The following is a 25120-nucleotide window of genomic DNA, read 5'->3' on the forward strand; positions in this document are numbered from 1 at the left end:
GGATGGTCCGCATCTACTCGGCGCCCTCCAGAAAACGGATCAGCGAACTGGCCCGGGTCAACTCAGGCTCGTCCTCGCCCAGCTTGCGTTCGAGGTCCGCAATGGCGGCACGCGCCTCGTCAAAACGCTCCTGGTCGATCAGATCGAAGAGGGCTTTCAGTTCCCCGTCTACCTCGCGGTTACGCACCGGGGCGCCCATGAACTCCTGCAGGATGCGGTTGGCATCCATGCCATAAGCCTCGGTTGGCACGGTCACGCCCACTTTGCCATCCACGAATTCGAGGAAGCGCACGCAGCGTGCCGGTACCTCGCCCAGCACCAGCGGGGAATGAGTGGTCACCACGAACTGGCAAGCCTTGAAGATGCGGCGCAGGCGTTGCAGGACGTCGCGCTGCCACTTGGGATGTAGGTGGAGTTCGATCTCGTCAATCAGCAGCAGCGCCACCCCATCGGCGATGGGGTTGTCGCTGTCCGGATTGGCAATAGCCAGGCGCCGGGTGAGGTCAAACACCAGGGCCAGCAGGCCCCGCTCACCGTCGGAAAGCTGATGCAGGTAGAAGGGCTGGCCGCGCTTGTCCACCACGAAACCCAGGCGCGGTTGCTCCTGGATGCGCAGGTTGCTGAACTCGGGCACGAGGTCGCTGACCACCGTCCGCAGCGCATCTAGCACCTTGAGGCGGCGCGGCTCGCTGGCGACGCCCAGCTTCTCCTGGGTGCGGAACCAATGCATGAACTCACGCAGTTCCACCTCGCGATCGTGCAGGGCACGGCCGTAGGCGATTGACGGCTCGAAGGGCTTCGCCTCCGGCAGGCTGCGTGGCTGGCCGGGCAACTGGCGCTTGGGCGAGAAATACACCGCCAATGGCGGATGGGAAGCATTCTTCAGGATCGCTAGCGCGGCGCGGGTTTCCTTGATGCCAACCTCCAGCTCACCGGTTAGCGTGCGTGTGCTCAGCGCGTGTGCGAAATCTGTGCCGTCGGTGGCAGCTTTGGCCTGCCGCAGCAGCATGAAGCGGTCGCCCTTATCCTCCGCCGCGCGCAAGCGCTGCACGCCGGCATTGATGATCTGCCCGTCCATCTGGATGCGGGCGTACACCTCCAGCGAGCCCTTGTCACCGTGGATGTCGTCATCGTTGAAGTACAGCGGCGCCGAACGCGAGGGCGTGAACTCCGGCATTGCCCGTGACAGCAGCACCGCCAGCGCATGCAGCACGGTGGACTTTCCTACGCCGTTGACACCCGCGATCAGCGTCACATCCGGCTCGAAGGCGATGTCGAGCTGCTCGAAGCCGCCGCAGTGCGCCAGGGATAGGGATTCCAGCTTCATCCGGCTAGCTCCTCCAGCGGGATCTGGCCGGTAACTCCGGCCGTGATCAGCGCCGCGCGGCGTTCGATAAGCAGGCGCAGCGAGTCTCGCAGTTCGCCGCGGAGCGTCTCAAGCCGCGAATGCCTGACTGCCAGGAAATCTTGGATTGCGACCTGCTCCCTTACTGGTGGCAAAGGAACGGGGAGCTCCTTGATGTTCGATCCAGATATGGATGCAAGATTGGTCGACCGCTTAGCGCGGCTCTCGAAATAGCGCTTTGCCTGGATCGTCGATGTCCAAAGCGCGAGCCAATCGGAATCAACAGAATGTGGCCGGACAGCAAAGACGTGGTTCTGATGGAGGCAAGGCGAAATCTCGTCTCGCCAAACACAGCCCCTGCCGAGCTTGTCGATGTCACCCCCCTCGTTCATCAACACATCGCCATATACCAGAAGGTTCGATGCGGCCTCTGGGGCGGGCACCTCAACTGTCAGTACGTCGTCCAGCTTAAGGTACCCATCCTGTACGTTTGCGACACGTAGGTAGGGGTACACCAACAATTCGCCGGAGTACTGCTTGCCCAATGTCAATCCGCCTCGAACATCGGCAAGCTGCTTTAGACGTTGCAAACCCCAATGCACCGGAATCTCGCCCAACCATTCCTGGCCGGAGGGTTTGAGCGGGGCCTTGGGGTCGAGGCCGCGGGTGACGACACGGCTGATGAGGGCGGCGCGCTTTTCTTCCAGTAGCGCCAGCATGCGCTCCTTCTCGGCGATCAGTCCGTCGATGCCGGCGGTTTCGCGGTCGAGGTAGTTGGCGATGAGGCGCTGTTCTTCGAGTGGTGGAACTTTGACTTCCAGCGATCCGATGCAATCCCAGTTGGCACGCGGCATTTTGGCGCCGAAGGTTGACGCATCAACGGCACCAACGAAATCTGGCGTCAAGATGGAGTAGAGCAGGAAGCGCGGTTCGAGAAGCTCCGAAGGCCGCATGACGAGCAACTCGGTCGAGCCGACACCATCACGCGGTGCATGACACGCCTTGGCCAAATAAGGGCGAAGTTTGCAAAACAGCACATCGCCTTCCCTGAATATATTGGCAAGCCCCGCGCTTTGGTCGGCGGGCTCGTCATCCCGCTTCGATTCGACCTCGATGATCCTGCCCATCCACGATTCGATGTTTTCAAGGCCAAGGTAGCCGGGATGGTCGGAACCGGCGGACATGCGTTCGTTTCGTAAAGGTGCAACGAATTTCAAGCGTGCCAATCGCCACACTTCAGGATCGACTCGCACAGTCGATGTGTTCACTCCGTCACCTCCCGCAGCAAATCGAGAATCCGCTTCTCAACTTCCGCAAGCTCCGCATCGATCTCATGCAGCGGGCGTGGCGGCTGGTACTGGAAGAACACGCGGTTGAAGTTAATCTCATAGCCCACCTTGCCGATGCCGCCGTCCTGCTCGTCCAGCGTGGCGCGGTCGATCCAGGCATCCGGCACGTAGGTCCGCACCTCGCGCAGCACGTAGCTGACGATGTCCTCTTTCAGCGGGATGTTCTCGGCATCCTTGAGCGCCGGGTCAGGCTCGTACTCGATGTGTTTTCCCTTGCCGTCGGCGTGCAGGCCCAGCAACTCGTACAGATCATCCTTGCAGAGGTCGGCGGGGAGCGTCTGCCCGGGGAACAAAGCGGCACAGTCAAGCGGCTCGATCTTGTGGTGCTTGTCGACGACGGGCTCGGCCTCGGGATCGACCACGGTGAAGCAGTCGCGGAAGATCTTCTTTTGCGCGGTGCCCTTGGCGCCCTTGGCCCAGCCCTCGATGTTGTCGGGCAGGGCCTTAAATACCTGCTGCACGGCGTCCCAGGCCTGGTTCCAGTTCAGCAGCGGCTCGGTGCCGAGGTCTTCCTGCACAGCCTGCAGCGCGTCAAACAGTTCGGGGCAGACATTGAGGAAGCGCTCGCGCGTCTCATCGGTGATCTGGAAGCGCAGGCGCAGCGGGCGCAGCACTGTGATGCGGCGGTACCCGAAGTCGGCGTTGTCGAAGACGCGGCTGGTCTTGCTGTCTTCCAGCGCGCCGTGTTCGCGGGTGACTTCATCAAGCGCAGCCTGGTCGAGGTAGCGGCGCTTGTCGCCCAGGCTGCGCTTCATTGGTGTGTAGCGTTCGCGGGCGTCAATGAGCTGGATCTTGCCCTTGCGGTGCGAGGCCTTGCGATTGGTGACCACCCAGATGAAGGTGCCGATACCCGTGTTGTAGAACATCTGCTCGGGCAAGGCGACGATGGCCTCCAGCTGGTCACGCTCGATGATCCAGCGGCGGATGTCGCTCTCGCCGCTGCCCGCACCGCCGGTGAACAGCGGCGAGCCATTGAAGACGACGGCCGTTCGCGAGCCAGGCTTGTCACGGCTTCCAGGCTTGTAGTCCTGGAACTTGCTCATCATGTAGAGCAGGAACAACAGGGCGCCGTCGTTGATGCGTGGCAGCTTGCCGCTGTAGCCACGGAAGTTAGGCCAGCGGTCGATGACCTTCTTCTCAGCCTTCCAGTCCACGCCGAAGGGCGGGTTGGCCAGCAGGTAGTCGAAGCGCTGCTCCGGAAAGGGGTCGTCGGTGAGGGTGTTGCCCAGCACCACTTGGCCGTCCTTGTGGCCTTTGATCAAGAGATCGGAGGCGGCCACGGCATAGGAGCGTGGGTTGTAGTCCTGCCCGAAGACTTTGACCGTGGCCTGCTCGTTGTGGGCGCGAATCCAGTTCTGCGCCTCGGCCAGCATGCCGCCGGTACCGCAGGCCGGGTCGCAGATGGTGACGATGACGCCGGCCTGGGTGAGCACGCTAGTGTCGGGTTCCAGCAGCAGGTTGACCATGAGCTGGATCACTTCGCGCGGAGTGAAGTGATCGCCCGCCGTTTCGTTGGCGGCTTCGTTGAAGCGCCGGATCAGGTCTTCGAACACCAGCCCCATGGTGATGTTGTCCACCCGCTTGGGGTGCAGGTCGATCTCGGCGAACTGGGACACCACCTGGTAGAGACGGTTGGACTCTTCGAGCTTCTCGATCTCCTTGTCGAACTCGAAGCGTTCGAAGATCTTGCGGACGTTCTCTGAGAAGCCGGCGATGTAGTCGGCCAAGTGGCGACCGATGTTATCGGGGTCGCCCTTGAGCTTTGGGAAGTCAAGCTGGCTGTGGTTATGAAAACCCAGCGGGATGCCGCCCTCATCCTTGGCCAAGTTGTTGAGGATGGCGTCGATGTTCGGGATGTTCTTCGCCCTGAGCGGCTCGTAGCGCTTGAGCACGGCCTCCTTGCTCGGTGCCAGTACGGCATCGAAGCGACGCAGCACCGTGAGCGGCAGCATGACGCGCTCGTACTGCGGCGGACGATAGGGGCCACGCAGCAGGTCGGCTACCGACCAGATGAAATTGGCGAGTTGCTGAAAGTTAACGCTCATTGTTATTGAACCATCTTCTTTTTTGGTTAGGCCGGCCAGTACAGCCGCTTCAACGGCACGATCCGTTTGGTTTCAGCGTCGGTCCCGTCGTAGTGCTCAATCAGCGCCCGGACTACGTGGTCCAGCGTCCACATCGCCAACGGAATGGAGGCGCGGTCAGCTTCGTACAGAGCATCCTTACTGAAACCGCCCGTGCTGACATACAGCCCGCGATCATCCTTGTGGCGGCCGCCGAGGAAGCTACGAATCTCCTGGCTACCCATCTGTCCCTTGCGATGCTTGACCTCTACGACGATGCGCGGGTGCTCGAAGCCGAAGCCATCCGGGGAGGCCACGATGTCCTTCCCACGGTCGGAGCCGGGCGGCGAGACCTGGGTCTTGTAGCTCATGGCGCGCAGGATGCCGGCGACCAATTGCTGCATGTCGTCCCAGTCCAGTTCGTTGACCCGGTCCTTGATGCGTTCCAGCGCCTGAGACTCGATGTCGGCCAGCGGATCGGCGATGACTTCCTCGGCCTCCTCTTCCACTGTTGGTGCCGGTTTACCGTTCAGTGCGGCCAGCACTTCGGCTGCCGCGCTAGGCGGTACCTCGAAGAGGGTCAGGGTCGAACCCAGGCTGTTTTTGCTGCTGGTGCCCAAGTTATCGCGCGGCAGTTCCTGCGCTTGCCACTGCACCTTGCGCACCAGGGGCATGCCTTGCTCGGCCCACTCGGGGTGGTACTCGGCTGGTCCAGTGACATTGCCGATTGAGTACAGGCGATTGGCGGGCGAATAGGTGATGACCCAGTCACCCTCCCGAATGTCGTTGACGAAGCGCCAGACCTGGGATGCGCCCGAAACCACCGTGCCTTGTTTTGCCAGGGGCTCGGCGGACTGGTACAGGGCGATCAACTGCTTGCGCCCGACACCGGGCTTGGCATGTGCCGCCAACTGGTTCCAGCCCACGGCAGCTACGCCGCGTTCCCGAAAAGCGTCGTACAGGCTGCCGCCTTCACCGCGCACCATCCACATTCTGGTCATCGTGTTCCTTTTCATGTTCATACCCATCAATCCAACACGACCATGAACTCGGTCGCCAGTGCAGTCGGTTGGACATCGCGGACATTGCGCTGCAACGAGACCAGACCGTAATCCGCCATCAGACGCAAGGTACGAGACAAATTTGGGACCTTTCGACCGCTGAGCTCCGCCAATTCTGTTAATGACTTCGGCTGCTTCTCGTGGATTAGGCGCAGCAAGCGCCGGTTGTCATCCGAGAGCACGGCAGCAAGCGACGCCAATGAACTGAACCAAATCTGCGGCGTTTCGCCCCCCTGTCGATGAGGACGCGCTCCGTCTGGTCTCTGAATGCCGACGATGCATCGTTTCATGATGAGGCCCGAGATATGCTTACGCTTACGGTCCATTGTATCAGTATGTGATAATCATCGTCGACTTCAATCCCCTGCCCTACCCTCACCGGGCTTCACTTACCCGGCAGTCGTTTAAATCCCCGATCCCCCGCCATGAACGCTTCCAGCATGTGCAGGATCAGTGTCGCGACATCGACCGCTTCGCCATAGGTCTGCGCGTGGAGCGCGGCGTAGCGGTCGAGGTGGGCTTTCAGGCTGGTCGGGCACGCGAAGGTCAGCTTGATGCTCTCGGTCTTTGGCAGCGGCCCCAGCCGCAGCTTGCGTGTCGTCATCGTGAAGTCCCCCGGTTGAAGAACATGGGTTGATAAGGCCGCAAGGTCAAATCCTTGTTGACGATGATCCGCACCGGCGGCCCTGGCCGGCTGGTCAACGTGGGCTGGATGTTGAGGTTGCGCCGGGTCATCTCCTGGCCAACCTGATTGATGCTGTCTTGCGCGCTGTCGCGGCTGGCGATGATGACGCGGTTGCCGTCCTGCCGGTTCTCCGGCGCGGCCAGCTCGGCGCCGACGCCCAGCAGTGTGGTCAGCGCCGCGCCGGCGAAGATGCGGCCCCAGTGGTAGTCCACGTCGTCCTCCAGCCCCGCATAGCCAGCCGGATCGGTGCCGACCAGGTTGTCGAGCGTCAGCGAAGACGTGTCGGGCAGGATGACCCGGTTCCACACCACCTGCACCCTCCGAATAAGTTAAATATAACGTGGTTTTAATTGTGTTTCCAATCGACGCTTCTGTCTATGCAGAAGCGAACCATCCAGCGCGGCCGACCGGCCGGCGCGACAACCTTCGATGCCGAACTAGCCCAGGCCTTCGGAGCGGCGGTGCGTGCGCTACGCACGGAACGAGGTACCGCCCAAGAAACGCTGGCCAACCTGGCTGGCATCGAGCGTTCGCACATGGGAAAGGTGGAGCGTGGAGAACACCAGCCAACGTTGTCGCTCGTCTTCAAAATTGCCAATGCGCTCGGCTGCAGCACGACAGTGCTGATGGCCGAGGCTGAGAGTCGGCTTCAGGGAAAAGAAGATGCAGGCGGGGTTTAGAAATTGTCCTCCCTCGTCTCGCCGTAGCAGGCGAAGCACACTGGCCTTCTTCAGCTAGAAGCGAGGCTCTGAAACCATGACGGACGACGGCGCTCGAAGACCTGCGTGCTGTGGAAAGCGTCGCAATTTGAGCACAAAGGAATCGCACTCATCATGAGCGAACAACCGGCAGTCAATTCGTCCCAACCTCGACTGATCCACGTGGCCGCCCAACCGGATCACCTTGCGTCTCTAGCGCGGGGGCGTCCCATTAGTGCGATTGCCGAACTCGTATGGAATGCGCTCGATGCAGACGCCGACCAAGTACAGATCAAGATCCAGGACAACGAACTGGGCAGCCCGGAGCTTATCGAAGTCACCGACAACGGCCTGGGTATTGATCCCAGCGACGCCGAACGCGCTTTCGGTAATCTTGGGGGGTCGCGGAAGCGCGACAGGCCCTACTCGGACTTGACCAATAAGAAGATGCATGGCCGTGACGGCAAGGGCCGCTTTAAGGCATTCGCGATTGGCCGCAAGGTTGATTGGGACACGGTGTACCTCACAGACGACGGCGTGGCGCTGAACTATGTGATCAAAGGCAGTGCCGACAGATTGCAAGATTTTGAGATTGGCCAAGTGAAACCTGCGGATGCTGGAAGCCCGCGGGGGACACGCGTGCGCATCAGCGGAATTGGTGAACCGCTAGGGGTATTGTCGAGCGACGGGTCAGGCAACCGCCAACTCGCGGAGCTCTTTGCGCTGTATCTGAGAAACTACCCGGCAACACGCATCATTTTTCGCGGCCAACGCATCGATCCCAAGTCTGTGCAGAAGGGCCATCAGAGCTTTCCCCTTGCTACCTTTGTGACAGACGAGGGTATTGAAGTCGGTGGATACGTCGATATTGTGGAGTGGTCCTTCGCCAAGAAGGAACGCCGAATCTGCCTGTGCGACTCCGAAGGCTTTACTCTCCACGAGATCGAGGCCGGTGTGCGCCCTGGCACTGAATTCAATTTCACTGCCTACATCCGGTCAGACTACATCTCGCGCCTGCACAACGACAACCTGCTTGCACTCGAAGAACTCAACACTGACCTGCGGCGTTTAATAGAGGACGCGCGAAGCCGGTTGCGTAGCTACTTCCGCAAACGCAAGGCGGAATCCGCCTCTGAGCTTGTCCAGCAGTGGAAGGCCGAGGGGGTCTATCCATTTTCAGGCGATGCAGACAACGCCGTCGAGACCGCGACACGCGAGGTGTTCGACATATGCGCCCTGAATGTTCATCAATACCTCGAATCGTTCCGCGAAGGGCGGAGCAAGGATCGCGAGTTCACCTTACGCATGCTCAAGGTCGCCCTGGACGAAAATCCGGAGTCTTTGAAGCGCGTCCTCTCTGAGGTCCTGAACTTGCCCACGGAAAAGCAAAACGAACTAGCAGATCTGCTCCAGTTCACGACCTTGTCATCGATCATCGAGGCCAGCCAGCTTGTGACGGAGAGACTGAGGTTTCTCAGTGGCTTGCAGGAACTGCTGTTTCGTTCTGAATCAAAGATGGCTTTGCGCGAGCGTACCCAGCTGCATCGCATGCTGGAAAGCGAGACGTGGATTTTTGGCGAGGAGTACTTGCTGACCAGTAGCGATGAGAATTTGAACACTGTCCTCGCAAAGTACATCAAGAAGCTTCGCCCTAAATCAAAAACTAAGACGTCGCCTGTTATACGCGATGATGGCCGGCAAGCCGTGATAGACCTAATGCTCGCCCGCGAAGTGGCGGCGTATGCACACACCAAACGTGAATTCCTCGTGGTCGAACTGAAGCGCCCGAATCAAAAGATCGACCTCACTGTGCAGAACCAAATTTTGAGCTACGCTATGGCGGTCGCAAGCGACGAACGATTCAGCGCAAAGGACACGCATTGGACATTCCTGGCAGTTTCAAATGAAATGACGCCCGAAGCTGCGCGTACTGTCAACCAAACAGGTAAGCCCTATGGATTCTTCCACGAGGAGGATAACCTCCGTGTCGGCTTGGCAACCTGGGCGCAGGTGCTAAACGCCTGTCGCGCCCGCCTCGAAGCATTTCGCACGAAGCTCGATTACGCAGCTACTGTGGACCAAGGCGTTGCACTGTTACACAGCAAGTACGCGAAGTACTTGCCCAGCAACTTCGCTCCCGACGAATCTGAAGGATAGAGACCGGGCAAACGCTCGCTTGTACTACCCGTCAGAGAATCACGGGCAAATACATCCAATTCCGCCAAGTGCAAAGTGTGCGTTTGCTGGAGGTTACTGGAATTACACCACCGGGCGCAGCAAAGAAGGGGGCCGAAGCCCCCGAAATCAGAGCAACCCCCGCTCTGCGAATGACGTTGTCGCAGCACCAGCGACGACAATATGGTCCGGCGTGCGCACGTCCACCAGCTCCAAGGCTGCGTTGAGCTGCCGCGTCAGCGCCCTGTCCGCAGCACTGGGCTCTGGATGCCCGCTGGGGTGATTGTGTGCCAGGATCACTGCTGCTGCATTGGCCCGCAGCGCCCCCTTGACGACTTCGCGCGGATGTACGGATGCGCTGTCGATGGTGCCGCGGAACATCTCGGTGAACTCGATCAAGCGATGCTGGGTGTCGAGGAACAGAACGGCGAACACCTCATGCTCGAAGCCGGCCAGCTTGGCGTGCAGGTACTCCTTCACGACGGGTGGAGAACTGAACTCGGCTCCGCACTGCATCTTCTGGTCAATGGCCTCGCGTGCCGCGTCAAGGATCTGTTCTACAGAAGCCAGCCGATAGCGGCCTTGAGTATCGCGCACATGCAGCAGCGAATCGAACGAGGAAAAGGACAGTTGCGACATGATCGTGCTCCGGTTGCTCGGGCGGAATTGCCCGGAACCGGCGCCTCACGGCGCAGCGCAAGCAGTCAGGGATCGCAGACGGCTGATAGGCCCCAAGCGTGCGAGCACGCGCAGTCATTGACGGCGAGAACGCCGTGATACGGTGAAGGGAACAGCAAGCCCGCCCCTTCCTCTCCAACGAAGAAGTGAAAGGCAAGCGCAGCGCGCAGGCCCGGATCAGCGATCCAGGCCGGAGGCATCAGGGATCAAAGCCGAATGGCCGCGACTCGCAGAGGCGCGGAGCACAGCCCGCGAGCCCGACGGCGGAACGCCGGGATGTTCCTTTCCTACGCCCGGCCTTGCTGCAGCAAGTTGTCGTGATCGCTGGCGATAGCCACCATGACGTTCATTGCGAATTCCATGGAATCTGAACGATGGCTGCCGACTCAGAACCGCTCAAGACCTCTGTACAACCCACTGGCTCCCCGCCCCGCCCCGGCACCGAGCGGTACGCCGAGCTTCCGCAGCTCTCGAAGCGCTCACCACTCCCCTTTCGCCGCACGATCCGCCGACGTGAGCTGCACCAGATCTTGCCCTTGGCGGAAACGACCATCTACGAGATGGAGCAGCGCGGCGAGTTTCCCCGGCGCTTCCGGCTGACGCCGCGCTGCGTGGTCTGGGATCTGGAAGAGGTCGAAGCCTGGATCGAAGGCCGCAAGCAAGCCTCGCCATCAGCAGAGGCCGACACATCGCCCGGCCCGGACGTGAAACTGCGTCGGCACCGCCCTGTTCGATGACACCGCCATCTTGCGTCCACGGCGACTACCCGACATCCACATGGACCAGTTCCACCCCGGGCAGCACCTGTGCCATCTGAGCCGCAGCAAACGTGACCGCCACATCTAGGTCTCGTGCCTCCCGACTGAAGGCCAGGGCGACGTGCCTAGGCCGGCCCCAGCCCACCGTGCCGTCGGCACAGTCGCTGCCGGCCAGCCGGCGCAGGATCTCATCCTGCGAATCCAGTTCAGGATTTAGCGCATATACCAGTGTGAAATCGTAAACCATCGCGATCACCCCATCGCCTTTGTATTACCCGCTGCGTCAGCGCGCCTTGATGCGCGCCAGCACGTCGCCCAACTGCCCGCGATCCTCAGAGCGCTTGGCCGTCGTGCGCTGCGCTAGGTTGTGCAGCTTGCGCCGCACACCGGGCAGATCAGCCGCATGGGCAAGGCCGATCAACCCGAAATCCGGCTGCTCATCCTCGACCGATTGCAGAAAGGAGCGCGACGGCTCGTCCAACCAATGCGCCACGCGCGCCAACAGGCGCTCGCGGCTCTCCAGCAGTGCCGCCGCGCTAATAGGCTCAGCCGTCATGCCCTTGAAATGGGCCTCGAAGGTGGCCTCGAAATCCGCAGGTACGCGCGGCGCCAGCATTTCCCATGCTGGCTTAGGGCTGCATGTCAGGTACACGAGAAAGGTCCGCCAGAGACCTGAATCTGCCCGCTCATCCTCCAGTAGCAGGCCTACATCGAACAGATCGCGAGGATGCTGCCGCGACAGTGCCGCCGCCAGCTTTCCGGCATACAGGTCGGCGAAATCCAATACTTGGACTTCGGCGAAGCCGAACGCCTCCTCTACCCGTGGCCGCACGACCATGGTTCGCACTGGATGGACCGTCCCGCGCATCACCGGCGTCGTCTCGATCTGCACCCGCGCGCGGCCGCGACTGGCCACCAGCCGGGTAACCGCCCCGCCTTCGCCCGCTGAAGCTTGGACCTGCAATTGCAAAGGCCGGGCGCGCATCGCGTCGGCCAGTCGTCCGAGTGCTTCGGCGATCAGCCTCGCATCCTCGGCATAGTCGTGCACCGGCAGCCAGGCCAGATCGATGTCCACCGACAGGCGCGGCAGGTCATGCTCGAACAGGTTGATGGCGGTGCCGCCCTTGAGCGCGAAGCGCGGCTCCTGGGCCAGCACCGGCAGGATCTCAACCAGCAGCCGCACCCGGTCGGTGTAGCGCCGATCCCACCGATCAAGCCAGGTGCTCATCGAGGTCTCCTGGCAAGGTGATCTGGTAGGCCGGATGCAGGCGCCCGCCGGGCACCAGCGCACGCTTGCCCCGGCCCAGATCGACTCCATCCAACGGCGCATGCGCCAGCCACGCATGCCGATGGCGATCGGCCAGCGCCAGGAACAGCCGCTTGGCCTTGATGCTGCGGCAGTGACGCAGCAGCAAGCCGACGCGCTGCGGGCGCAGCGTGGTCATGGCCTGCATCAGCGCATCGGCCTCATAGACCCCTGCCGCATCCGATACGCCATCGCACAACTCCAGCATGGCCCGCTCGGGCGTCGAGCACGCCAGGATATCGACACCAGGCGCAGCGGAATGCCAGGTCAAAGCCACCTTGGATAGCGCCGTCTCCGAGACTTCCGCAGTGAACGACACGGCCGGCAGATCGAACGGTCCTTTGCCCTGGTACTCGAAGCGCTGCTCCATGGATAGTTTGCCGACCCAGCCCGGCGGAGCTGCTGGCCCGTAAAGCGTGATCGTCCCGGCATCGCCCAAACGCAAGTAGTGCTCGTGCCCTTGCAACGCCAGTGCGAAACACCCGCCGACATGCAGTGGCATGCCCTCCCCAACCTGCAGGCTGCGGATCACCCCATCCCATTGCAGCCGCCCGCCGGCGCGCATGTACACGCCGCGTGCCGGCGACACCAGCCAGCCGCTGGCCACATAGCGCGCAACTAGGCTGTTGGAGTAGTCATGCGTGCGCAACCAGCGGCTGGACACCAGGCGCGTATCGCCCAGCTCGGCCAGCAAACGGTTCAATTTTCGTGAATTTTGAGCATCCATAGTGCTCAAAATATCAGTTTTATAAACCCCCAACAAGGGCCATAAGTTTGAAAATTCAGGAAAAAGATCATCCAGAGTGATCTTTTCTGGGCAAATGAAAACCCCGTGTTGCCGACTAGAAGCGGTCGTGATCAAGGTCATCATGCGCCCCTCCCTCACAAAGCCGGGCTGAGCACCGAGACCGACACGTCCTCCGGCACCAGCTTCGGCACATGCGTCCGCCCATCGATCCACGCCCCCACCATGTCTGCCCACTCCTGCAGCATGTGACGCCGCGGCCCGGCGTACTCAGCCTTGTTGTAGACCGAGCGCGAAGTCCGGCTGCCTTCTTCGTGCGCCAGGCACTTCTCGATCCAGTCCCCGTTGAAGCCCACCTCGTTGAGCAGTGTGGAAGCGGTACGCCGCAGGTCATGCACCGTGAATGGCTCCAGCGGCAACCCGGCTTCGTTCGCGCGCGACCCAATGAGCTACGTCACCCGGTTGAGCGTTGCATGCGACATGCATCGATCGGGGTCATAGCGCGACGGCAGCACGAACCGCGATCCCGCAGCGCAAGTCTGCAAGGCCACGAAGATGTCCATCGCCTGGCGCGACAGGTAGACCACGTGCGGCTTGCGCCCCTTCATCCGCACCTTGGGGATCGTCGAGGTGGCATTTTCGAAATCCACCTCGTTCCACGTCGCTTCGACGAGTTCGCTCTTGCGCACCAGCGTCAGCAAGATCAGGCGCAAGGCCAGCCGGATGGTCGGATAGGACGCGATGGTCTCCAGTTGGTGGAAGGCCAGCCGGATCTCGGCCGGCGACAGCGCCCGGTCCTTGGGAATGAAGGTCGCGATCGAGGCCGCCCTCACGTCGTCGGCCGGGTTGGCGAGCCGTTCGCCGTGCAGGATGGCGAAGGCATAGACCTGCTTCACGATGTCCCGGACGCGGATGGCCGTGGCCGGTACGCTGCGCGCCTTCACCTTGTTGCACAGCGCCCGCAGGTCGTCGGGGGTGACTGCCCTCAGCTTGCGATTCTGGAAGACCGGCAGGATATCGCGGTCGATGATGTGCTTGCGCATCGCCCGCGTGCTGTCAGCCATGCAGGCATCGGCCGGCCAGCGTTCCGTCATCTCGCCGAAAGTCCTGGCGGCCGTCAGCCGCCGTTTGGTCCGCTGTTTCTCCAGCACCGGGCAAAGGCCCTGATCGACCGAGCGCTTGGCGTCGAGCAGCCGCTCGCGCGGCCATGGCCAGCGACATGCCGGCCGGCCCATACCGTCCGAGGGTGAGCGTCTCGCGGCGTTCATTGAGACGGTAGTCGTAGCGGAAGCTGATGGTACCGACGGGCGATACCGCCACGTACATGCCATCGCGGTCAAAAACCTTATAAGTCTTGGACTTAGGCTTGAGATTGCGCAGTGCTGTGACGGTGAGCATTGAGGGTGTTCCTCCTGTTCGTGACGGCTTTTACCGTCAGGGACCTGGAGACCCGTTGATGCTCGGAAAGCCGCATGAAATAAGATTTCCTCAAGAGAGTTTTTTACCGTCAAAGACCGGTTCGGTCTCAATAGTAAACAGGAAGGTATGGATCCGACCTCCGGGGACTTACCGTCAGTTCTGTCGCCTGCCCGTTCTGCTGGCCGGCGATAGCCACCGATAGAAAACGCAATTTATACTTTTAAAATCAATACGTTAAGCGACTTCTACCGATACCTGGCGATAGCCCCCGAAAGACGCTCCGTCACTCCCACTCTATTGTAAACAAGACATTTTTATCTTTTATATTCAATGGCTTATTTTCCTGCTAATTGGTAATACCATGAAAAATACCATGCTCAGAAAAGGCTTAACAATATTTTGAAAAATTGCCTACTGAGCGCTGCCGCACAGCTCCATAGGCCGCTTTCCTGGCTTTGCTTCCAGATGTATGCTCTTCTGCTCCTGCAGCTAATGGATCACCGCAAACAGGTTACTCGCCTGGGGATTCCCTTTCGACCCGAGCATCCGTATGAGACTCATGCTCGATTATTATTATTATAGAAGCCCCCATGAATAAATCGCTCATCATTTTCGGCATCGTCAACATAACCTCGGACAGTTTCTCCGATGGAGGCCGGTATCTGGCGCCAGACGCAGCCATTGCGCAGGCGCGTAAGCTGATGGCCGAGGGGGCAGATGTGATCGACCTCGGTCCGGCATCCAGCAATCCCGACGCCGCGCCTGTTTCGTCCGACACAGAAATCGCGCGTATCGCGCCGGTGCTGGACGCGCTCAAGGCAGATGGCATTCCCGTCTCGCTCGACAGTTATCAACCCGCGACGCAAGCCTATGCCTTGTCGCGTGGTGTGGCCTATCTCAATGATATTCGCGGTTTTCCAGACGCTGCGTTCTATCCGCAATTGGCGAAATCATCTGCCAAACTCGTCGTTATGCATTCGGTGCAAGACGGGCAGGCAGATCGGCGCGAGGCACCCGCTGGCGACATCATGGATCACATTGCGGCGTTCTTTGACGCGCGCATCGCGGCGCTGACGGGTGCCGGTATCAAACGCAACCGCCTTGTCCTTGATCCCGGCATGGGGTTTTTTCTGGGGGCTGCTCCCGAAACCTCGCTCTCGGTGCTGGCGCGGTTCGATGAATTGCGGCTGCGCTTCGATTTGCCGGTGCTTCTGTCTGTTTCGCGCAAATCCTTTCTGCGCGCGCTCACAGGCCGTGGTCCGGGGGATGTCGGGGCCGCGACACTCGCTGCAGAGCTTGCCGCCGCCGCAGGTGGAGCTGACTTCATCCGCACACACGAGCCGCGCCCCTTGCGCGACGGGCTGGCGGTATTGGCGGCGCTGAAAGAAACCGCAAGAATTCGTTAACTGCACATTCGGGATATTTCTCTATATTCGCGGTTCAGCAGGCATGTCCCCTTTGAGGGCGACCCGACGACAGGATAATCGACCTTATGGTGCGCAAATATTTCGGCACAGACGGTATTCGTGGCAAAGCCAACGAAGGCGCGATGACGGCGGAAACCGCCTTGCGCGTCGGCATGGCGGCTGGCCGTGTCTTTCGTCGCGGTGACCACCGCCATCGTGTCGTGATCGGCAAGGATACGCGCCTGTCGGGCTATATGCTTGAACCCGCGCTCACAGCCGGTTTCACCTCGATGGGCATGGACGTATTCCTTTTTGGCCCGCTGCCGACAACGTATAGGAAGAATAAACGCCCTTTTCACCCAAGTCCAACAGCTTTGGACCGCAGTTGACTCTTTCGACACCCCTGCGATGCAACCCAATCCGGCTGACGGGGAGCCAGCAACGCTGAAAATTTACCCTCCTCTTTCCCACTAGCGGCTCCTTTTCCGACAACCAGCACGGCGGATCCCTGCCGCGGCGCTGTGAACGCAGCATTTTGATTGGTATCGTTGGCCTTCAGGCTCGTCAGTCAAACAGACCCAGGAGCAGCTCAGCCGGTGGCGCCCGGCTTTCGGGTAACGCCCTGGTCCCGCTGGTTTCGGCTTTGTGCTTCAGGTGATCAAGGATCTGCTTGATCACTATAGGGTCTTCAATGCAGGCGATGACTTTCATGGCGCCGCCGCAGCCGCTGCAGGTCTCGATGTCGATATTGAAAACACGCTTGAGCCGTTGCGCCCATGTCATCGACGCTCGCCGTTGTGCTGGTGTTGCCGGTTCATCAGCCACCCTGACCTTGTTGCCCCTGCCCCGTTTTGCCGGCGTGACCAACGCCCGGTGCCGACTGTTGGGTGCGAACACCCCGTGGAAGCGGGTTAGGTTGACTCTGGGCTTCGGTACCAGGGCGGCCAGCCTTGCAATGAAATCCAATGGTTCGAAAATGACGTGCGTGGTGCCGTCCCGGTACGGCGTCTTGAGCTGGTAGCGCACGTTGCCGCCTCGTGTTAACGACAGCCGCTTCTCGGATACCGCCGGGCGGCTGATGTACCGGCACAGCCGTTCGAGCTTCTTGCGTTCATCGGCCCTGGCCGCCACGCCGGCGTGCAGGCTGGACCCGGCTACCTTGCCAATCCCGTCACCGAACGGATCACCACTGGTCGGCAGAGTTTGCAAAGTGAACACCTTTCGCCCCGCCTGTGAACCGACAGCGATACGGTAAGTGATCGAGTGCCCCAGCAGGGGTGTCATCGGGTCGTCATCCACCGCATCCGAGGCCAGATAGCTGTTTTCGACATCCCGTTCCAGCAGGCCTTGCCGTTCCAGATAGCGACCCACCCGGTGGGCGATGGTGTGCGTCAGCTGGGTGAGCTCTGGGCTGGTCGGCGCCTTGACCCAGCGGAAACGCGCTGAGCCGTGGGATTGCTCGACATACACACCGTCGAGAAACAGCATGTGGAAGTGAACATTCAGATTGAGCGCCGATCCAAAACGCTGGATCAGGGTGACCGCGCCCGTCTTGGCCACTTGGTGGGTATGGCCCGCTTTCTTGACCAGGTGCGTGGCAATGACGCGGTAAACGATGCCCAGCACCCACCCCATGATCTCGGGCCGGCTGGCAAACAGGAAACGCAGCTGAAACGGGAAGCTCAACACCCACTGACGCATGGGTTGTTCAGGCAGTACTTCATCAACCAGCAAGGCGGCACTTTCGGCCATCCGCCGCGCCCCACAGCTCGGGCAGAAACCGCGACGCTTACAGCTGAAAGCGACCAGGTGCTCGGCGTGGCAAGACTCGCAGCGAACCCGTAGAAAGCCATGCTCCAGCCGCCCGCATTGGAGAAATTCTTCAAATTCCCGTTGCACATAGCCCGGCAATTCCTTTCCCTGCTCTGCCATAAGCGCAGCGAATGCCGGGTAATACTCGTCAACGATCTGATAGAGAAGGGTTTGCTCGGGTCGGTGGCTCTGGTAACGACCAGTATCCCGATCCCGGCTGGCCGTCCTGGCCGCCACATGAGGCATGTTCCGCGTCCTTGCAATACTGTGTTTACATACAGTCTATCGCTTAGCGGAAAGTTCTTTTACCCTCAGCCGAAATGCCTGCCGTTGCTAGACATTGCCAGCCAGTGCCCGTCACTCCCACTCGATTGTAAACAAGCACACAAAACCCTTTAGTGACAACAATTTGCAAGAACTATCAGGCTCAGTGCCATGAAAAATACCATGACCAGATCATGAGGTTGAACACGGCTTGCGCCGGCAGCGTTCACGCTCCTGGTCGGCGATCTCGCCCGGCTGCAATGCTAGCTCAGCATCGGTCATGCGCTCCAGCACGTCGCGTAGGCGGATGGTGCAAGGAATGGGCGGCAGCTCGAACTCATAGCCGCCGGCGATCATTTCGGCCGCAATCTCCTCGGTGATGAAAAACGGCTCGTCGTCTTGGTTCGGCTTCTTCATGCCCTTTCCTCCTGGCGCTCATCCTGGCCGACAGCGGCCAGGGCATCGGCTTCCGTCAATGCGTCCTCCACGAACGCGCCGTGCTGCTTCGCTTCGGCCTGGCTGACCTCGGCCCATATCCGTTTCACCTGGGCCGCACTGTACCCGGCCAGCTCGGCGGTCTTGTTGATGCTGTAGCCGGACTTGCGCAGCGCGACAACTTGGGCGCGGCGCTTCGGATCAGCACGGCGGCCCTTGTACCGCCCGGCCTGGCGGGCCAACTCAATGCCTTGGCGCTGGCGTTCGCGCCTGTCCTCGTAGTCGTCGCGGGCCATCTGCAAGGCCAGGCGAAAAAGCATGATCTGCACGGCTTCCAGCACGATCTTGGCGACGCCCTGGGCCTCGGCCGCCAGGTCGGATAGATCGACCACGCCAGGGACGGCCAGGCGTGCGCCTTTGGCCTGTATCGAGGCCACCAGGCGCTCGGCCTCGGGCAAAGGTAGGCGGCTGATGCGGTCGATCTTCTCGGCAATGACCACCTCGCCGGGCTGTAGGTCGCCGATCATGCGCAGCAGCTCAGGCCGGTCGGCGCGTGCGCCGGATGCCTTCTCACGGTAGATGCCGGCGACGTAGTAGCCGGCGGCCTTCGCGGCCGTAGTGATCGCCTCTTGGCGTTCCAAGTCCTGCGCGTCGGTGCTGACGCGCAGATAGACCCGCGCCACCATCGGCGCGGCTACTGGCTTCGTCCTGCGCATACTTGCGGGCTCCTTTGGGCATACTCAAATGCACCCATCTTAAACTGGCAGGCCAATTTATCACATATCGATCTAAATGCGCCTAGCTCATTTTTACAGCTTAAATGAGCTATTGAGCACACTCCATATTTCGACTATTATTGAAACATGGAAACGATAAATGCTGTAGCCGCCCTGGCGGCCATCGCTCAAGAATCGCGCCTCGCGGTGTTCCGGCTTCTCGTCCAGGCCGGCCCCGCCGGCATGGCCGCCGGAAAAATCAGCGAAGCGGCCGGCATCCCGCCGTCTTCGCTATCCTTCCACCTGAAAGAGCTGGCACACGCCGGCATGGTCACGTCGCGGCAAGAAGGCCGATTTGTGATCTACGAGGCGAACTTTTCGACGGCCACTAACCTGGTGGCCTTTCTCACGGAAAACTGCTGCGGCGGCCAGGTGTGCAACCTGTCTTGCACCACGGAAGCCGGGAAGGTGTTGGCATGAGACTTCGCCATCTTTCCGACCCCGATTCTTTGCCCGCTTTGGACAAATCCTTTGCCATCGAGCGCCCGGCGCTCGGGCTGGCACCCGACGCCCCGCCGGTGCGTATCCTGCTGCTGTATGGCTCGCTGCGCGCCCGCTCGTTCTCACGGCTGGCCGTCGAGGAAGCGGCCCGGCTGCTGCAATTCTTTGGCGCAGAAACACGCATCTTCGACCCGTCCGATTTGCCGTTGCCCGATCAAGTGCAAAGCGACGATCACCCGGCCGTCAAGGAGCTGCGCGCCCTGTCCGAGTGGTCAGAGGGACAAGTCTGGTGCAGCCCGGAACGCCACGGTCAGATTACCAGTGTCATGAAGGCGCAGATTGACCATCTGCCGCTTGAAATGGCCGGCATCCGGCCGACCCAAGGCCGCACCCTGGCCGTGATGCAGGTATCCGGCGGCTCGCAGAGCTTCAACGCCGTGAACACCTTGCGTCTGCTCGGCCGCTGGATGCGAATGTTCACCATTCCGAACCAGTCGAGTATCGCCAAAGCGTTCCAAGAGTTCGACGCGGCGGGCCGCATGAAGCCCTCGCCGTACTACGACCGAATAGCCGATGTGATGGAAGAACTGGTGCGCTTCACGGCGCTGGTACGGCCGCACCGTGAAGCACTGACAGACCGCTATTCCGAACGGAAAGCGGCCGGCCACGTCATCGACGAGGCCACCGATCTTTCATCCATCGCCATTGCTCCCCAGCCACTACCAGAAAGCGAAACATCATGACCGAAAGAATCTATAACGTCCTCATCCTCTGCACCGGCAATTCGGCGCGCAGCATCATGGCCGAAGCTCTCATCAACACGATGGGGCAAGGGCGCTTCCGCGCCTACAGCGCCGGCAGTCACCCAACCGGCAAGGTCAATCCCTTCGCCGTCGAAAAGGTGGAGTCGGTGAATTACCCGACCGAGAATCTGCGCAGCAAGAGCTGGGACGAGTACGCCACGCCCGACGCACCGAAGATGGACTTCATCATCACCGTCTGCGACAACGCCGCCGGCGAAATGTGTCCGGTGTGGCCTGGTCAGCCGATCTCGGCGCATTGGGGATTTGAAGACCCGGCCGCCGTCGAAGGCACTGACGCCGAGAAGCGCCGGGCCTTCGAACAAACCTTCCGGCACATGATGAACCGCGTCCGCCTGTTCGTGAATCTGCCTCTCAAAATGCTTGACCAGACGGCCATCAAGCGCGAGCTGGCGAACATCGGCAAGACCGAGCAGGAAGCATGAGCGCCGGCGCACAGGCCATCGCCGCGAAGCCGCGCCAGGCCCCGATGAGCGGCTTCGAGCGTTACCTGACGCTGTGGGTGGCCCTGTGCATCGTCGCCGGTGTTGCGCTCGGCCAGGGCCTTCCTGACGTGTTCCAGGCCATAGGCCGCATGGAAGTGGCCCAGGTCAATTTGCCGGTGGGCCTGCTGATTTGGGTAATGATCGTCCCGATGCTGGTCAAGATCGACTTCGGGGCGCTGCACCAGGTCAAAGAGCATTGGCGCGGCATCGGCGTCACGCTGTTCGTGAATTGGGCCGTCAAGCCATTCTCGATGGCCCTGCTGGGGTGGCTGTTCATCCGACAAGTGTTCGCTCCGTTCCTGCCGGCCGATCAACTGGACAGCTACATCGCGGGCTTGATCTTGCTGGCCGCCGCGCCCTGCACGGCAATGGTGTTCGTGTGGAGCCGCCTTACCAACGGCGACCCGCTTTTCACGCTCTCGCAAGTGGCTCTGAACGACGCCATCATGATCGTGGCCTTCGCGCCCATCGTCGGCCTGCTGCTGGGCATGTCCTCGATCTCGGTGCCTTGGGACACGCTGCTGATTTCGGTCGTGCTCTACATCATCGTGCCGGTGATCCTGGCGCAGCTCTTGCGGCGGCATCTGCTCAAGCAAGGACAGGCCGCCTTTGAACGGGCCATGCAGAAGATCGGGCCGTGGTCGATGGCCGCGCTGCTGCTGACGTTGGTTCTACTGTTCGCCTTCCAGGGCGAGGCCATCATCCGGCAGCCGTTAGTGATCGCCATGCTAGCCGTGCCGATCTTGATTCAAGTGTTCTTCAATTCCGGGTTAGCCTACTGGCTGAACAAGCGGGCGGGGGAAAAGCACTCTGTCGCCTGTCCTTCGGCCCTGATCGGTGCCAGCAACTTCTTCGAGCTGGCCGTGGCGGCCGCCATCAGCTTGTTCGGTCTGCACTCCGGCGCTGCATTGGCAACCGTGGTCGGCGTCCTGGTCGAAGTGCCGGTGATGCTGCTGGTCGTGCGCGTGGTGAATCGCTCGAAGAGCTGGTACGAACGAGGTTGAACATGAGTAGGAAAAAACTGAGGAAATGATTGCAGATTGCCGCGCCGGCCGCTTCCTGGCGCATTCGATCACTGACCTGGAACACCTAGTATCCATGCTTGCTGAGGTCGCCCGATGACAGACCCAAAGAACCTAGAGAACAGGCTGCATGAGAAGGCCGACCCGGCCCGCGCCGTTTCCACTGGTCGGGTGCGCTACACACTGGCCGAACTACTGGCCGACGCGGAAGCATCCGGGGCTTACCCGCTGCCGCCGGAGGAACGCGAATGGATGGATGCGCCGTCTGTGGGTCGGGAATGGCCAAACAGTGAAGATTGAAAAAGGCGGCCAGTTCGAGTGGCCGCCCTTTCGTCATTAGCTGCACGCTTGGCGCAAGGCGTTCATTGCTTCTTGAAAATCAGCCTGTGTCGCCCGGCCCGTTTCAGCTTGGTAGTACACCACCATAAAAGCATTAGCGACGGCTTCGGCCAATGGCCCAAGGCTCCGCGCTTCCGCTTGGTTGATGTACTCCAAAGAAGAAAGAATAGCCGCTGCTTGATGCACTGCTTGCCCTGGTTCGATAATATGTTGTGTTGTCATAATTCACCTCTCCAGTAGGTGTTGATTGAAAGTGCCGGGCTGGTTGTGGCCAGCCCGGTGCGCCTACAGGTACAGCCCCGCCGCCTCCGCGAATGCTGACCGCTCATTCCTGCCGCCATTAACCTCAATACTTATCGGCTTAGTTTCGCTCTCTCTCATAGGGTCTGGCCGTGATACAAAAGCGGCTGTTTCTGTCTCTGCATCGACCTCGGTCGATTGATCACCCAGCGGCGAAATAAATACCTGGCTGACTTCTTCCCTTGGCGCTTCATCCAGGGCCGCCAATGCGGCCATGTATGTTGATGTCGTCATCGTGCTAACTCCTGACTTCGTTACTATCTGGGCCAGAATCGGCGCCCAAGCTATTGCCCTCGAACTGGCCAGATTGGCTTGCTTCTTTCGGCTCCATGCTTTCGCGTATCGAAGCAGCCAGTTTTCCGCCTGTGGTTTCGCTCACTCGCTCCTGGAATCCCTGCTTCACTTGAGAGCCGACACCCTTGGCTAACTCGGAGGCCGTGCCTGTGGCCAGCTTCGCGGCCTTGGCAAAGCCGCCACCGCTTGAGCTACTGCCGCTGTCACCAAAGCCAGCCGCTTGGGCGAATGGGCTACTGCCAGCAGTACCCGCTTCACCACCACCGTTTCCGCCACTGCTGACAACTGACCCCATGCTGGACATGTCACCGCCGGTTTCCATACTCGCTGATGCTTTCTGAAAAGCCGCTTGGAGTGCACTTGCACCTCCGGCTGCACCGGCTGCGGCACCCATAACCGCTTTACCTGCCAGGGCAGCGCCGCCAGTTGCCATACTGGCCGCCGTCACCGCCGCCCCAACTGCCGCACCCGCACCGAAGTTTCCAATTCCACCGGCTGCGCCAATACCACCACCAGACACAAGACCAGAAATCATCGGCGGAACTTTGTTGACCAAGAAAAGCAAGATGACCGATATAACCAACATCACGGCCAGTTCCTGGGATGCCATGTTCTCGCTGATTTGCGTGTAGTAGTGATTGATGAACTCTTTGCCAATCGCAACCAGAAGCACCATTGCCATAAGCTGTGCGGCCAGGCCCAGCACGGTCTTGTAGTAATTGATCGCCATGTCGGAAGTCCAACGACTTCCACCAAAGCCAAGGAAGAACACACCGGCATACAACAGAATCCAGGCTGATGCGAGCAACAGCAACAGGTTGACCGCAATCAACGCCAGGACAAACAAAACAGCCAGGGCCATTAGCTCCATGACCAGAGCAGTTGCCATCTGCCGCCATCCCAGCTCCGAGGTGGCCTGTACTGTGCGGTTGTATAACTCGAAACCAAGATCAAGGATGCTGGAGGGCCCAAGATTGCTATTGGAAAGTCCCCCCGCCTGCGCGCCCAGAGTTTGCAATGACTGAACAATCGTACCGGCGATATTCATGCCCTGGTTCGCATTCGTCAGCAACCACCAGAAAAAGCCGGTGAAGATCGTGAAGCGAACGAACTCCGCGAAGAACTCGCCAATGTCGGCCTTGCGCAAAGCCATCATGCCGAATGTCCAGACCATCGAAATCACAACCAGCGTCCAGAACAAACGCGATGCAGCGGACTCAATAGCTGGCCCCCATGTTGCGGCAGCATCATGAAAACGCTTGAGCACATCATTCATAACACCGCTGCTACTTAGCTCCTGCGCCATTGCAGGTTCAGCCAGCACCATTGTGGCGACCATCATCAAGCCACCTAGAGCAATTTTCTTTCTCATGGCGACCACCTCAATAATCATCTTTAGGGCTGGGCTTGAACTCCCACTGACGCATCTGCTTGGCCTTCTGGAATGCTCTGCATTCCTCGGTAAAGGCCTCTCGGTTCGCTTCGCTGCGCATTTCATTCAGTGCTGCCTGGAACGCATCGGGGGCACACGTCGCCGCATTTGGTTCGGGCATCCTTTCCTGTTCACATCCAGCCAACAACAGCAACGTAGCCGCGGTAGTAAAAAAGATTTTTTTCATCTCACCGCCTCCCTAGTAGTTGTCTGCCGGACTCGGGCGAAACGTCCAGGTACGCATTTGCTCGGCCCTGGCATCACCTCGCGCCTCGGCATCGAGTTCTGCTGCAATCCGGGCTGCCTCCGCGTTGTGTTGGGCGGTCAACATGGTGCGAATCTGCAAGAGCTGATTGGCCTGCTGGCTGGCGAGCTGGTTGGCGTAGCCGATGGCCTGTAGCTGGCCAGTTGCACCCTGGGCCGCGCCTTGCAGCCGCTCCAGGGTACGGGCGTCATCCTTCAAAGCCTTTTGCTGGTCGGCAACGGTCTGGAACAGGGCATCGTTGGCCTTCTTTTGCGACTCTGACGCCAGGCGGCGGTTCTCTTCCATCGCTGCCTTTTCGGCCGGCGTGCATCCGCCGCTGCCGTTGAAGCATGGCGAGCTGCGGTAATAGGCCACGTCCTGAAACTTGGCCAGGTAACGATCCAGGCTGCCTAGCTGGTTCTCGTAATAGGCCAGCGTGTTTTGCGCGGCAATCAGCCGGTTGATCGTAGTCTGCGCCTGATCCCAGATATACGCGGCTGGGGCCATCGTGTTCTGGAGCTGATTTTCGTACTGCTGCAACTGGGTCTGGTACTGCTCAATCTGCTTGAGCGTCTGCGCCACCGACTCGATGGCCGTCATGATGTTCTGGGCCAGGTTGCCGCCGTCGATGACGGGGATACCAGCTTGCACAGGGGCGGTGGTAGTGGTGATAAAGCCGGTTGCGAGTGCAACGGCTAGAGCGGTTTTTTTAGCCGCTAAAATTTTGGACTTCATGGTCGTACTCCGTCGATGAAAAGAAGGCATTG

The 25120-nt window shown here is 60.3% G+C and carries 26 protein-coding genes and 3 pseudogenes; 9 read left to right on the plus strand and 20 right to left on the minus strand.

The features are described from left to right. Nucleotides 1-13: 13 nt before the first annotated feature. The 7 genes and pseudogenes from CAL11_RS12825 to CAL11_RS12855 form a co-directional block, all read right to left on the minus strand. The gene (locus CAL11_RS12825) at nt 14-1327 is read right to left on the minus strand and encodes an AAA family ATPase (RefSeq protein WP_086093184.1); all 1314 of its coding nucleotides are present in this window, start codon (nt 1325-1327) and stop codon (nt 14-16) included. Next, entirely contained in the window at nt 1324-2529 is a 1206-nt protein-coding gene (locus CAL11_RS12830) for a restriction endonuclease subunit S (RefSeq protein WP_086093185.1), read from the minus strand. Before CAL11_RS12830 ends, CAL11_RS12825 begins: the two co-directional genes overlap by 4 nt. Before the next feature lie 80 nt (nt 2530-2609). Beyond that, complete coding sequence (locus CAL11_RS12835) at nt 2610-4739, minus strand: type I restriction-modification system subunit M (protein ID WP_086093186.1); 2130 nt, start codon at nt 4737-4739, stop codon at nt 2610-2612. A 26-nt stretch (nt 4740-4765) separates the two neighbouring features. Next, entirely contained in the window at nt 4766-5758 is a 993-nt protein-coding gene (locus CAL11_RS12840; protein ID WP_167382611.1) for a restriction endonuclease, read from the minus strand. Nucleotides 5759-5784: 26 nt separating this feature from the next. Then, nucleotides 5785-6108: a helix-turn-helix domain-containing protein gene (locus CAL11_RS12845; protein WP_086094582.1), complete on the minus strand. Its 324-nt coding sequence runs from the start codon at nt 6106-6108 to the stop codon at nt 5785-5787. Nucleotides 6109-6203: 95 nt separating this feature from the next. Continuing rightward, on the minus strand, nt 6204-6422 hold the full coding sequence (locus CAL11_RS12850) for a DUF2274 domain-containing protein (protein ID WP_086093188.1): 219 nt from the start codon (nt 6420-6422) through the stop codon (nt 6204-6206). Further along, nucleotides 6419-6823: pseudogene (locus tag CAL11_RS12855) on the minus strand (TrbI/VirB10 family protein); the annotation flags it as partial. The pseudogene CAL11_RS12855 and the gene CAL11_RS12850, both read right to left, overlap by 4 nt. A gap of 57 nt (nt 6824-6880) precedes the next feature. On the opposite strand from CAL11_RS12855, the gene CAL11_RS12860 reads away from it, so the two are divergent. Both CAL11_RS12860 and CAL11_RS12865 read left to right on the plus strand, forming a co-directional pair. Continuing rightward, nucleotides 6881-7183: a helix-turn-helix domain-containing protein gene (locus CAL11_RS12860; protein ID WP_086093189.1), complete on the plus strand. Its 303-nt coding sequence runs from the start codon at nt 6881-6883 to the stop codon at nt 7181-7183. A gap of 153 nt (nt 7184-7336) precedes the next feature. After that, complete coding sequence (locus CAL11_RS12865; RefSeq protein ID WP_086093190.1) at nt 7337-9358, plus strand: ATP-binding protein; 2022 nt, start codon at nt 7337-7339, stop codon at nt 9356-9358. Nucleotides 9359-9505: 147 nt separating this feature from the next. Here the strand turns inward: CAL11_RS12865 and radC are convergent, their stop codons facing one another. Beyond that, entirely contained in the window at nt 9506-10015 is a 510-nt protein-coding gene (radC, locus tag CAL11_RS12870; protein WP_086093191.1) for a RadC family protein, read from the minus strand. A gap of 413 nt (nt 10016-10428) precedes the next feature. On the opposite strand from radC, the gene CAL11_RS12875 reads away from it, so the two are divergent. Then, nucleotides 10429-10791 carry a helix-turn-helix transcriptional regulator gene (locus CAL11_RS12875; protein ID WP_086093192.1) on the plus strand — a complete coding sequence of 121 codons (363 nt, stop codon included), beginning with the start codon at nt 10429-10431 and terminating at the stop codon, nt 10789-10791. A gap of 25 nt (nt 10792-10816) precedes the next feature. Here CAL11_RS12875 and CAL11_RS12880 read toward each other — a convergent pair whose 3' ends face one another. The 4 genes and pseudogenes from CAL11_RS12880 to CAL11_RS12895 all read right to left on the minus strand — a co-directional run bounded on the left by CAL11_RS12880 (nt 10817) and on the right by CAL11_RS12895 (nt 14261). Continuing rightward, the gene (locus CAL11_RS12880) at nt 10817-11059 is read right to left on the minus strand and encodes a transcriptional regulator (RefSeq protein WP_086093193.1); all 243 of its coding nucleotides are present in this window, start codon (nt 11057-11059) and stop codon (nt 10817-10819) included. A 36-nt stretch (nt 11060-11095) separates the two neighbouring features. Beyond that, nucleotides 11096-12040 (minus strand): nucleotidyl transferase AbiEii/AbiGii toxin family protein, encoded by a 945-nt coding sequence (locus CAL11_RS12885; RefSeq protein ID WP_086093194.1) that lies wholly within the window; start codon nt 12038-12040, stop codon nt 11096-11098. Further along, the gene (locus CAL11_RS12890) at nt 12024-12845 is read right to left on the minus strand and encodes a type IV toxin-antitoxin system AbiEi family antitoxin domain-containing protein (RefSeq protein ID WP_086093195.1); all 822 of its coding nucleotides are present in this window, start codon (nt 12843-12845) and stop codon (nt 12024-12026) included. Before CAL11_RS12890 ends, CAL11_RS12885 begins: the two co-directional genes overlap by 17 nt. Nucleotides 12846-13000: 155 nt before the next feature. Continuing rightward, a pseudogene (locus tag CAL11_RS12895) lies at nt 13001-14261 on the minus strand (tyrosine-type recombinase/integrase). A 611-nt stretch (nt 14262-14872) separates the two neighbouring features. Here CAL11_RS12895 and sul2 point away from each other — a divergent pair. Together sul2 and glmM are read left to right on the plus strand one after the other, a co-directional pair. Then, the gene (gene sul2 / locus CAL11_RS12905) at nt 14873-15688 is read left to right on the plus strand and encodes a sulfonamide-resistant dihydropteroate synthase Sul2 (protein ID WP_001043260.1); all 816 of its coding nucleotides are present in this window, start codon (nt 14873-14875) and stop codon (nt 15686-15688) included. Between the two features lie 86 nt (nt 15689-15774). Next, nucleotides 15775-16017: pseudogene (gene glmM / locus CAL11_RS12910) on the plus strand (phosphoglucosamine mutase); the annotation flags it as partial. A 235-nt stretch (nt 16018-16252) separates the two neighbouring features. On the opposite strand, the gene CAL11_RS12920 reads toward glmM, so the two are convergent. From CAL11_RS12920 to CAL11_RS12930, 3 genes are all read right to left on the minus strand, one after another. Then, nucleotides 16253-17746 carry an IS91-like element ISCR2 family transposase gene (locus CAL11_RS12920; RefSeq protein WP_001120888.1) on the minus strand — a complete coding sequence of 498 codons (1494 nt, stop codon included), beginning with the start codon at nt 17744-17746 and terminating at the stop codon, nt 16253-16255. A gap of 210 nt (nt 17747-17956) precedes the next feature. Then, on the minus strand, nt 17957-18181 hold the full coding sequence (locus CAL11_RS12925) for a hypothetical protein (RefSeq protein WP_000743213.1): 225 nt from the start codon (nt 18179-18181) through the stop codon (nt 17957-17959). Then, nucleotides 18178-18915: a recombinase family protein gene (locus CAL11_RS12930; protein ID WP_001366550.1), complete on the minus strand. Its 738-nt coding sequence runs from the start codon at nt 18913-18915 to the stop codon at nt 18178-18180. Before CAL11_RS12930 ends, CAL11_RS12925 begins: the two co-directional genes overlap by 4 nt. Nucleotides 18916-19062: 147 nt before the next feature. Between CAL11_RS12930 and CAL11_RS12935 the strand changes: the two genes are divergently transcribed. From CAL11_RS12935 to arsB, 4 genes are read left to right on the plus strand one after another with little or no spacing between them, the layout of a single operon-like run. Beyond that, nucleotides 19063-19395 carry an ArsR/SmtB family transcription factor gene (locus CAL11_RS12935; RefSeq protein ID WP_000447876.1) on the plus strand — a complete coding sequence of 111 codons (333 nt, stop codon included), beginning with the start codon at nt 19063-19065 and terminating at the stop codon, nt 19393-19395. Next, a complete protein-coding gene (gene arsH, locus CAL11_RS12940; RefSeq protein WP_001239389.1) occupies nt 19392-20159 on the plus strand; it encodes an arsenical resistance protein ArsH in 768 nt (255 codons plus the stop codon). The genes CAL11_RS12935 and arsH overlap by 4 nt, the downstream gene beginning before the upstream one ends. Further along, a complete protein-coding gene (locus CAL11_RS12945) occupies nt 20156-20662 on the plus strand; it encodes an arsenate reductase ArsC (protein ID WP_000140066.1) in 507 nt (168 codons plus the stop codon). Before arsH ends, CAL11_RS12945 begins: the two co-directional genes overlap by 4 nt. Further along, nucleotides 20659-21726: an ACR3 family arsenite efflux transporter gene (arsB, locus tag CAL11_RS12950; RefSeq protein WP_001272375.1), complete on the plus strand. Its 1068-nt coding sequence runs from the start codon at nt 20659-20661 to the stop codon at nt 21724-21726. Before CAL11_RS12945 ends, arsB begins: the two co-directional genes overlap by 4 nt. Before the next feature lie 354 nt (nt 21727-22080). On the opposite strand, the gene CAL11_RS12960 is transcribed toward arsB, so the two are convergent. The 5 genes from CAL11_RS12960 to trbJ form a co-directional block, all read right to left on the minus strand. Further along, nucleotides 22081-22305 (minus strand): type I toxin-antitoxin system ptaRNA1 family toxin, encoded by a 225-nt coding sequence (locus tag CAL11_RS12960; protein ID WP_000211355.1) that lies wholly within the window; start codon nt 22303-22305, stop codon nt 22081-22083. A gap of 63 nt (nt 22306-22368) precedes the next feature. Then, nucleotides 22369-22617 (minus strand): hypothetical protein, encoded by a 249-nt coding sequence (locus CAL11_RS12965; protein ID WP_000213809.1) that lies wholly within the window; start codon nt 22615-22617, stop codon nt 22369-22371. A gap of 4 nt (nt 22618-22621) precedes the next feature. Then, the gene (gene trbL / locus CAL11_RS12970) at nt 22622-24049 is read right to left on the minus strand and encodes a P-type conjugative transfer protein TrbL (RefSeq protein ID WP_001405816.1); all 1428 of its coding nucleotides are present in this window, start codon (nt 24047-24049) and stop codon (nt 22622-22624) included. 10 nt (nt 24050-24059) lie between these two features. Beyond that, nucleotides 24060-24296: an entry exclusion lipoprotein TrbK gene (trbK, locus tag CAL11_RS12975; RefSeq protein WP_000718002.1), complete on the minus strand. Its 237-nt coding sequence runs from the start codon at nt 24294-24296 to the stop codon at nt 24060-24062. 12 nt (nt 24297-24308) lie between these two features. Next, complete coding sequence (gene trbJ / locus CAL11_RS12980; protein WP_000836966.1) at nt 24309-25088, minus strand: P-type conjugative transfer protein TrbJ; 780 nt, start codon at nt 25086-25088, stop codon at nt 24309-24311. Nucleotides 25089-25120: the final 32 nt, after the last annotated feature.

Origin of the sequence: Bordetella genomosp. 6 (genome assembly GCF_002119705.1) — a bacterium.
In the GTDB taxonomy this organism is placed as follows: domain Bacteria; phylum Pseudomonadota; class Gammaproteobacteria; order Burkholderiales; family Burkholderiaceae_B; genus Bordetella; species Bordetella bronchiseptica_F.

Bases quoted from the DNA above. Each gene is read 5' to 3' on its own strand.
- CAL11_RS12825 (WP_086093184.1), bottom strand. From the start codon at position 1,327: ATGAAGCTGGAATCCCTATCCCTGGCGCACTGCGGCGGCTTCGAGCAG.
- CAL11_RS12830 (WP_086093185.1), bottom strand. From the start codon at position 2,529: ATGTCCGCCGGTTCCGACCATCCCGGCTACCTTGGCCTTGAAAACATC.
- CAL11_RS12835 (WP_086093186.1), bottom strand. From the start codon at position 4,739: ATGAGCGTTAACTTTCAGCAACTCGCCAATTTCATCTGGTCGGTAGCC.
- CAL11_RS12840 (WP_167382611.1), bottom strand. From the start codon at position 5,758: ATGACCAGAATGTGGATGGTGCGCGGTGAAGGCGGCAGCCTGTACGAC.
- CAL11_RS12845 (WP_086094582.1), bottom strand. From the start codon at position 6,108: ATGAAACGATGCATCGTCGGCATTCAGAGACCAGACGGAGCGCGTCCT.
- CAL11_RS12850 (WP_086093188.1), bottom strand. From the start codon at position 6,422: ATGACGACACGCAAGCTGCGGCTGGGGCCGCTGCCAAAGACCGAGAGC.
- CAL11_RS12860 (WP_086093189.1), top strand. From the start codon at position 6,881: ATGCAGAAGCGAACCATCCAGCGCGGCCGACCGGCCGGCGCGACAACC.
- CAL11_RS12865 (WP_086093190.1), top strand. From the start codon at position 7,337: ATGAGCGAACAACCGGCAGTCAATTCGTCCCAACCTCGACTGATCCAC.
- radC (WP_086093191.1), bottom strand. From the start codon at position 10,015: ATGTCGCAACTGTCCTTTTCCTCGTTCGATTCGCTGCTGCATGTGCGC.
- CAL11_RS12875 (WP_086093192.1), top strand. From the start codon at position 10,429: ATGGCTGCCGACTCAGAACCGCTCAAGACCTCTGTACAACCCACTGGC.
- CAL11_RS12880 (WP_086093193.1), bottom strand. From the start codon at position 11,059: ATGGTTTACGATTTCACACTGGTATATGCGCTAAATCCTGAACTGGAT.
- CAL11_RS12885 (WP_086093194.1), bottom strand. From the start codon at position 12,040: ATGAGCACCTGGCTTGATCGGTGGGATCGGCGCTACACCGACCGGGTG.
- CAL11_RS12890 (WP_086093195.1), bottom strand. From the start codon at position 12,845: ATGGATGCTCAAAATTCACGAAAATTGAACCGTTTGCTGGCCGAGCTG.
- sul2 (WP_001043260.1), top strand. From the start codon at position 14,873: ATGAATAAATCGCTCATCATTTTCGGCATCGTCAACATAACCTCGGAC.
- CAL11_RS12920 (WP_001120888.1), bottom strand. From the start codon at position 17,746: ATGCCTCATGTGGCGGCCAGGACGGCCAGCCGGGATCGGGATACTGGT.
- CAL11_RS12925 (WP_000743213.1), bottom strand. From the start codon at position 18,181: ATGAAGAAGCCGAACCAAGACGACGAGCCGTTTTTCATCACCGAGGAG.
- CAL11_RS12930 (WP_001366550.1), bottom strand. From the start codon at position 18,915: ATGCGCAGGACGAAGCCAGTAGCCGCGCCGATGGTGGCGCGGGTCTAT.
- CAL11_RS12935 (WP_000447876.1), top strand. From the start codon at position 19,063: ATGGAAACGATAAATGCTGTAGCCGCCCTGGCGGCCATCGCTCAAGAA.
- arsH (WP_001239389.1), top strand. From the start codon at position 19,392: ATGAGACTTCGCCATCTTTCCGACCCCGATTCTTTGCCCGCTTTGGAC.
- CAL11_RS12945 (WP_000140066.1), top strand. From the start codon at position 20,156: ATGACCGAAAGAATCTATAACGTCCTCATCCTCTGCACCGGCAATTCG.
- arsB (WP_001272375.1), top strand. From the start codon at position 20,659: ATGAGCGCCGGCGCACAGGCCATCGCCGCGAAGCCGCGCCAGGCCCCG.
- CAL11_RS12960 (WP_000211355.1), bottom strand. From the start codon at position 22,305: ATGACAACACAACATATTATCGAACCAGGGCAAGCAGTGCATCAAGCA.
- CAL11_RS12965 (WP_000213809.1), bottom strand. From the start codon at position 22,617: ATGACGACATCAACATACATGGCCGCATTGGCGGCCCTGGATGAAGCG.
- trbL (WP_001405816.1), bottom strand. From the start codon at position 24,049: ATGAGAAAGAAAATTGCTCTAGGTGGCTTGATGATGGTCGCCACAATG.
- trbK (WP_000718002.1), bottom strand. From the start codon at position 24,296: ATGAAAAAAATCTTTTTTACTACCGCGGCTACGTTGCTGTTGTTGGCT.
- trbJ (WP_000836966.1), bottom strand. From the start codon at position 25,088: ATGAAGTCCAAAATTTTAGCGGCTAAAAAAACCGCTCTAGCCGTTGCA.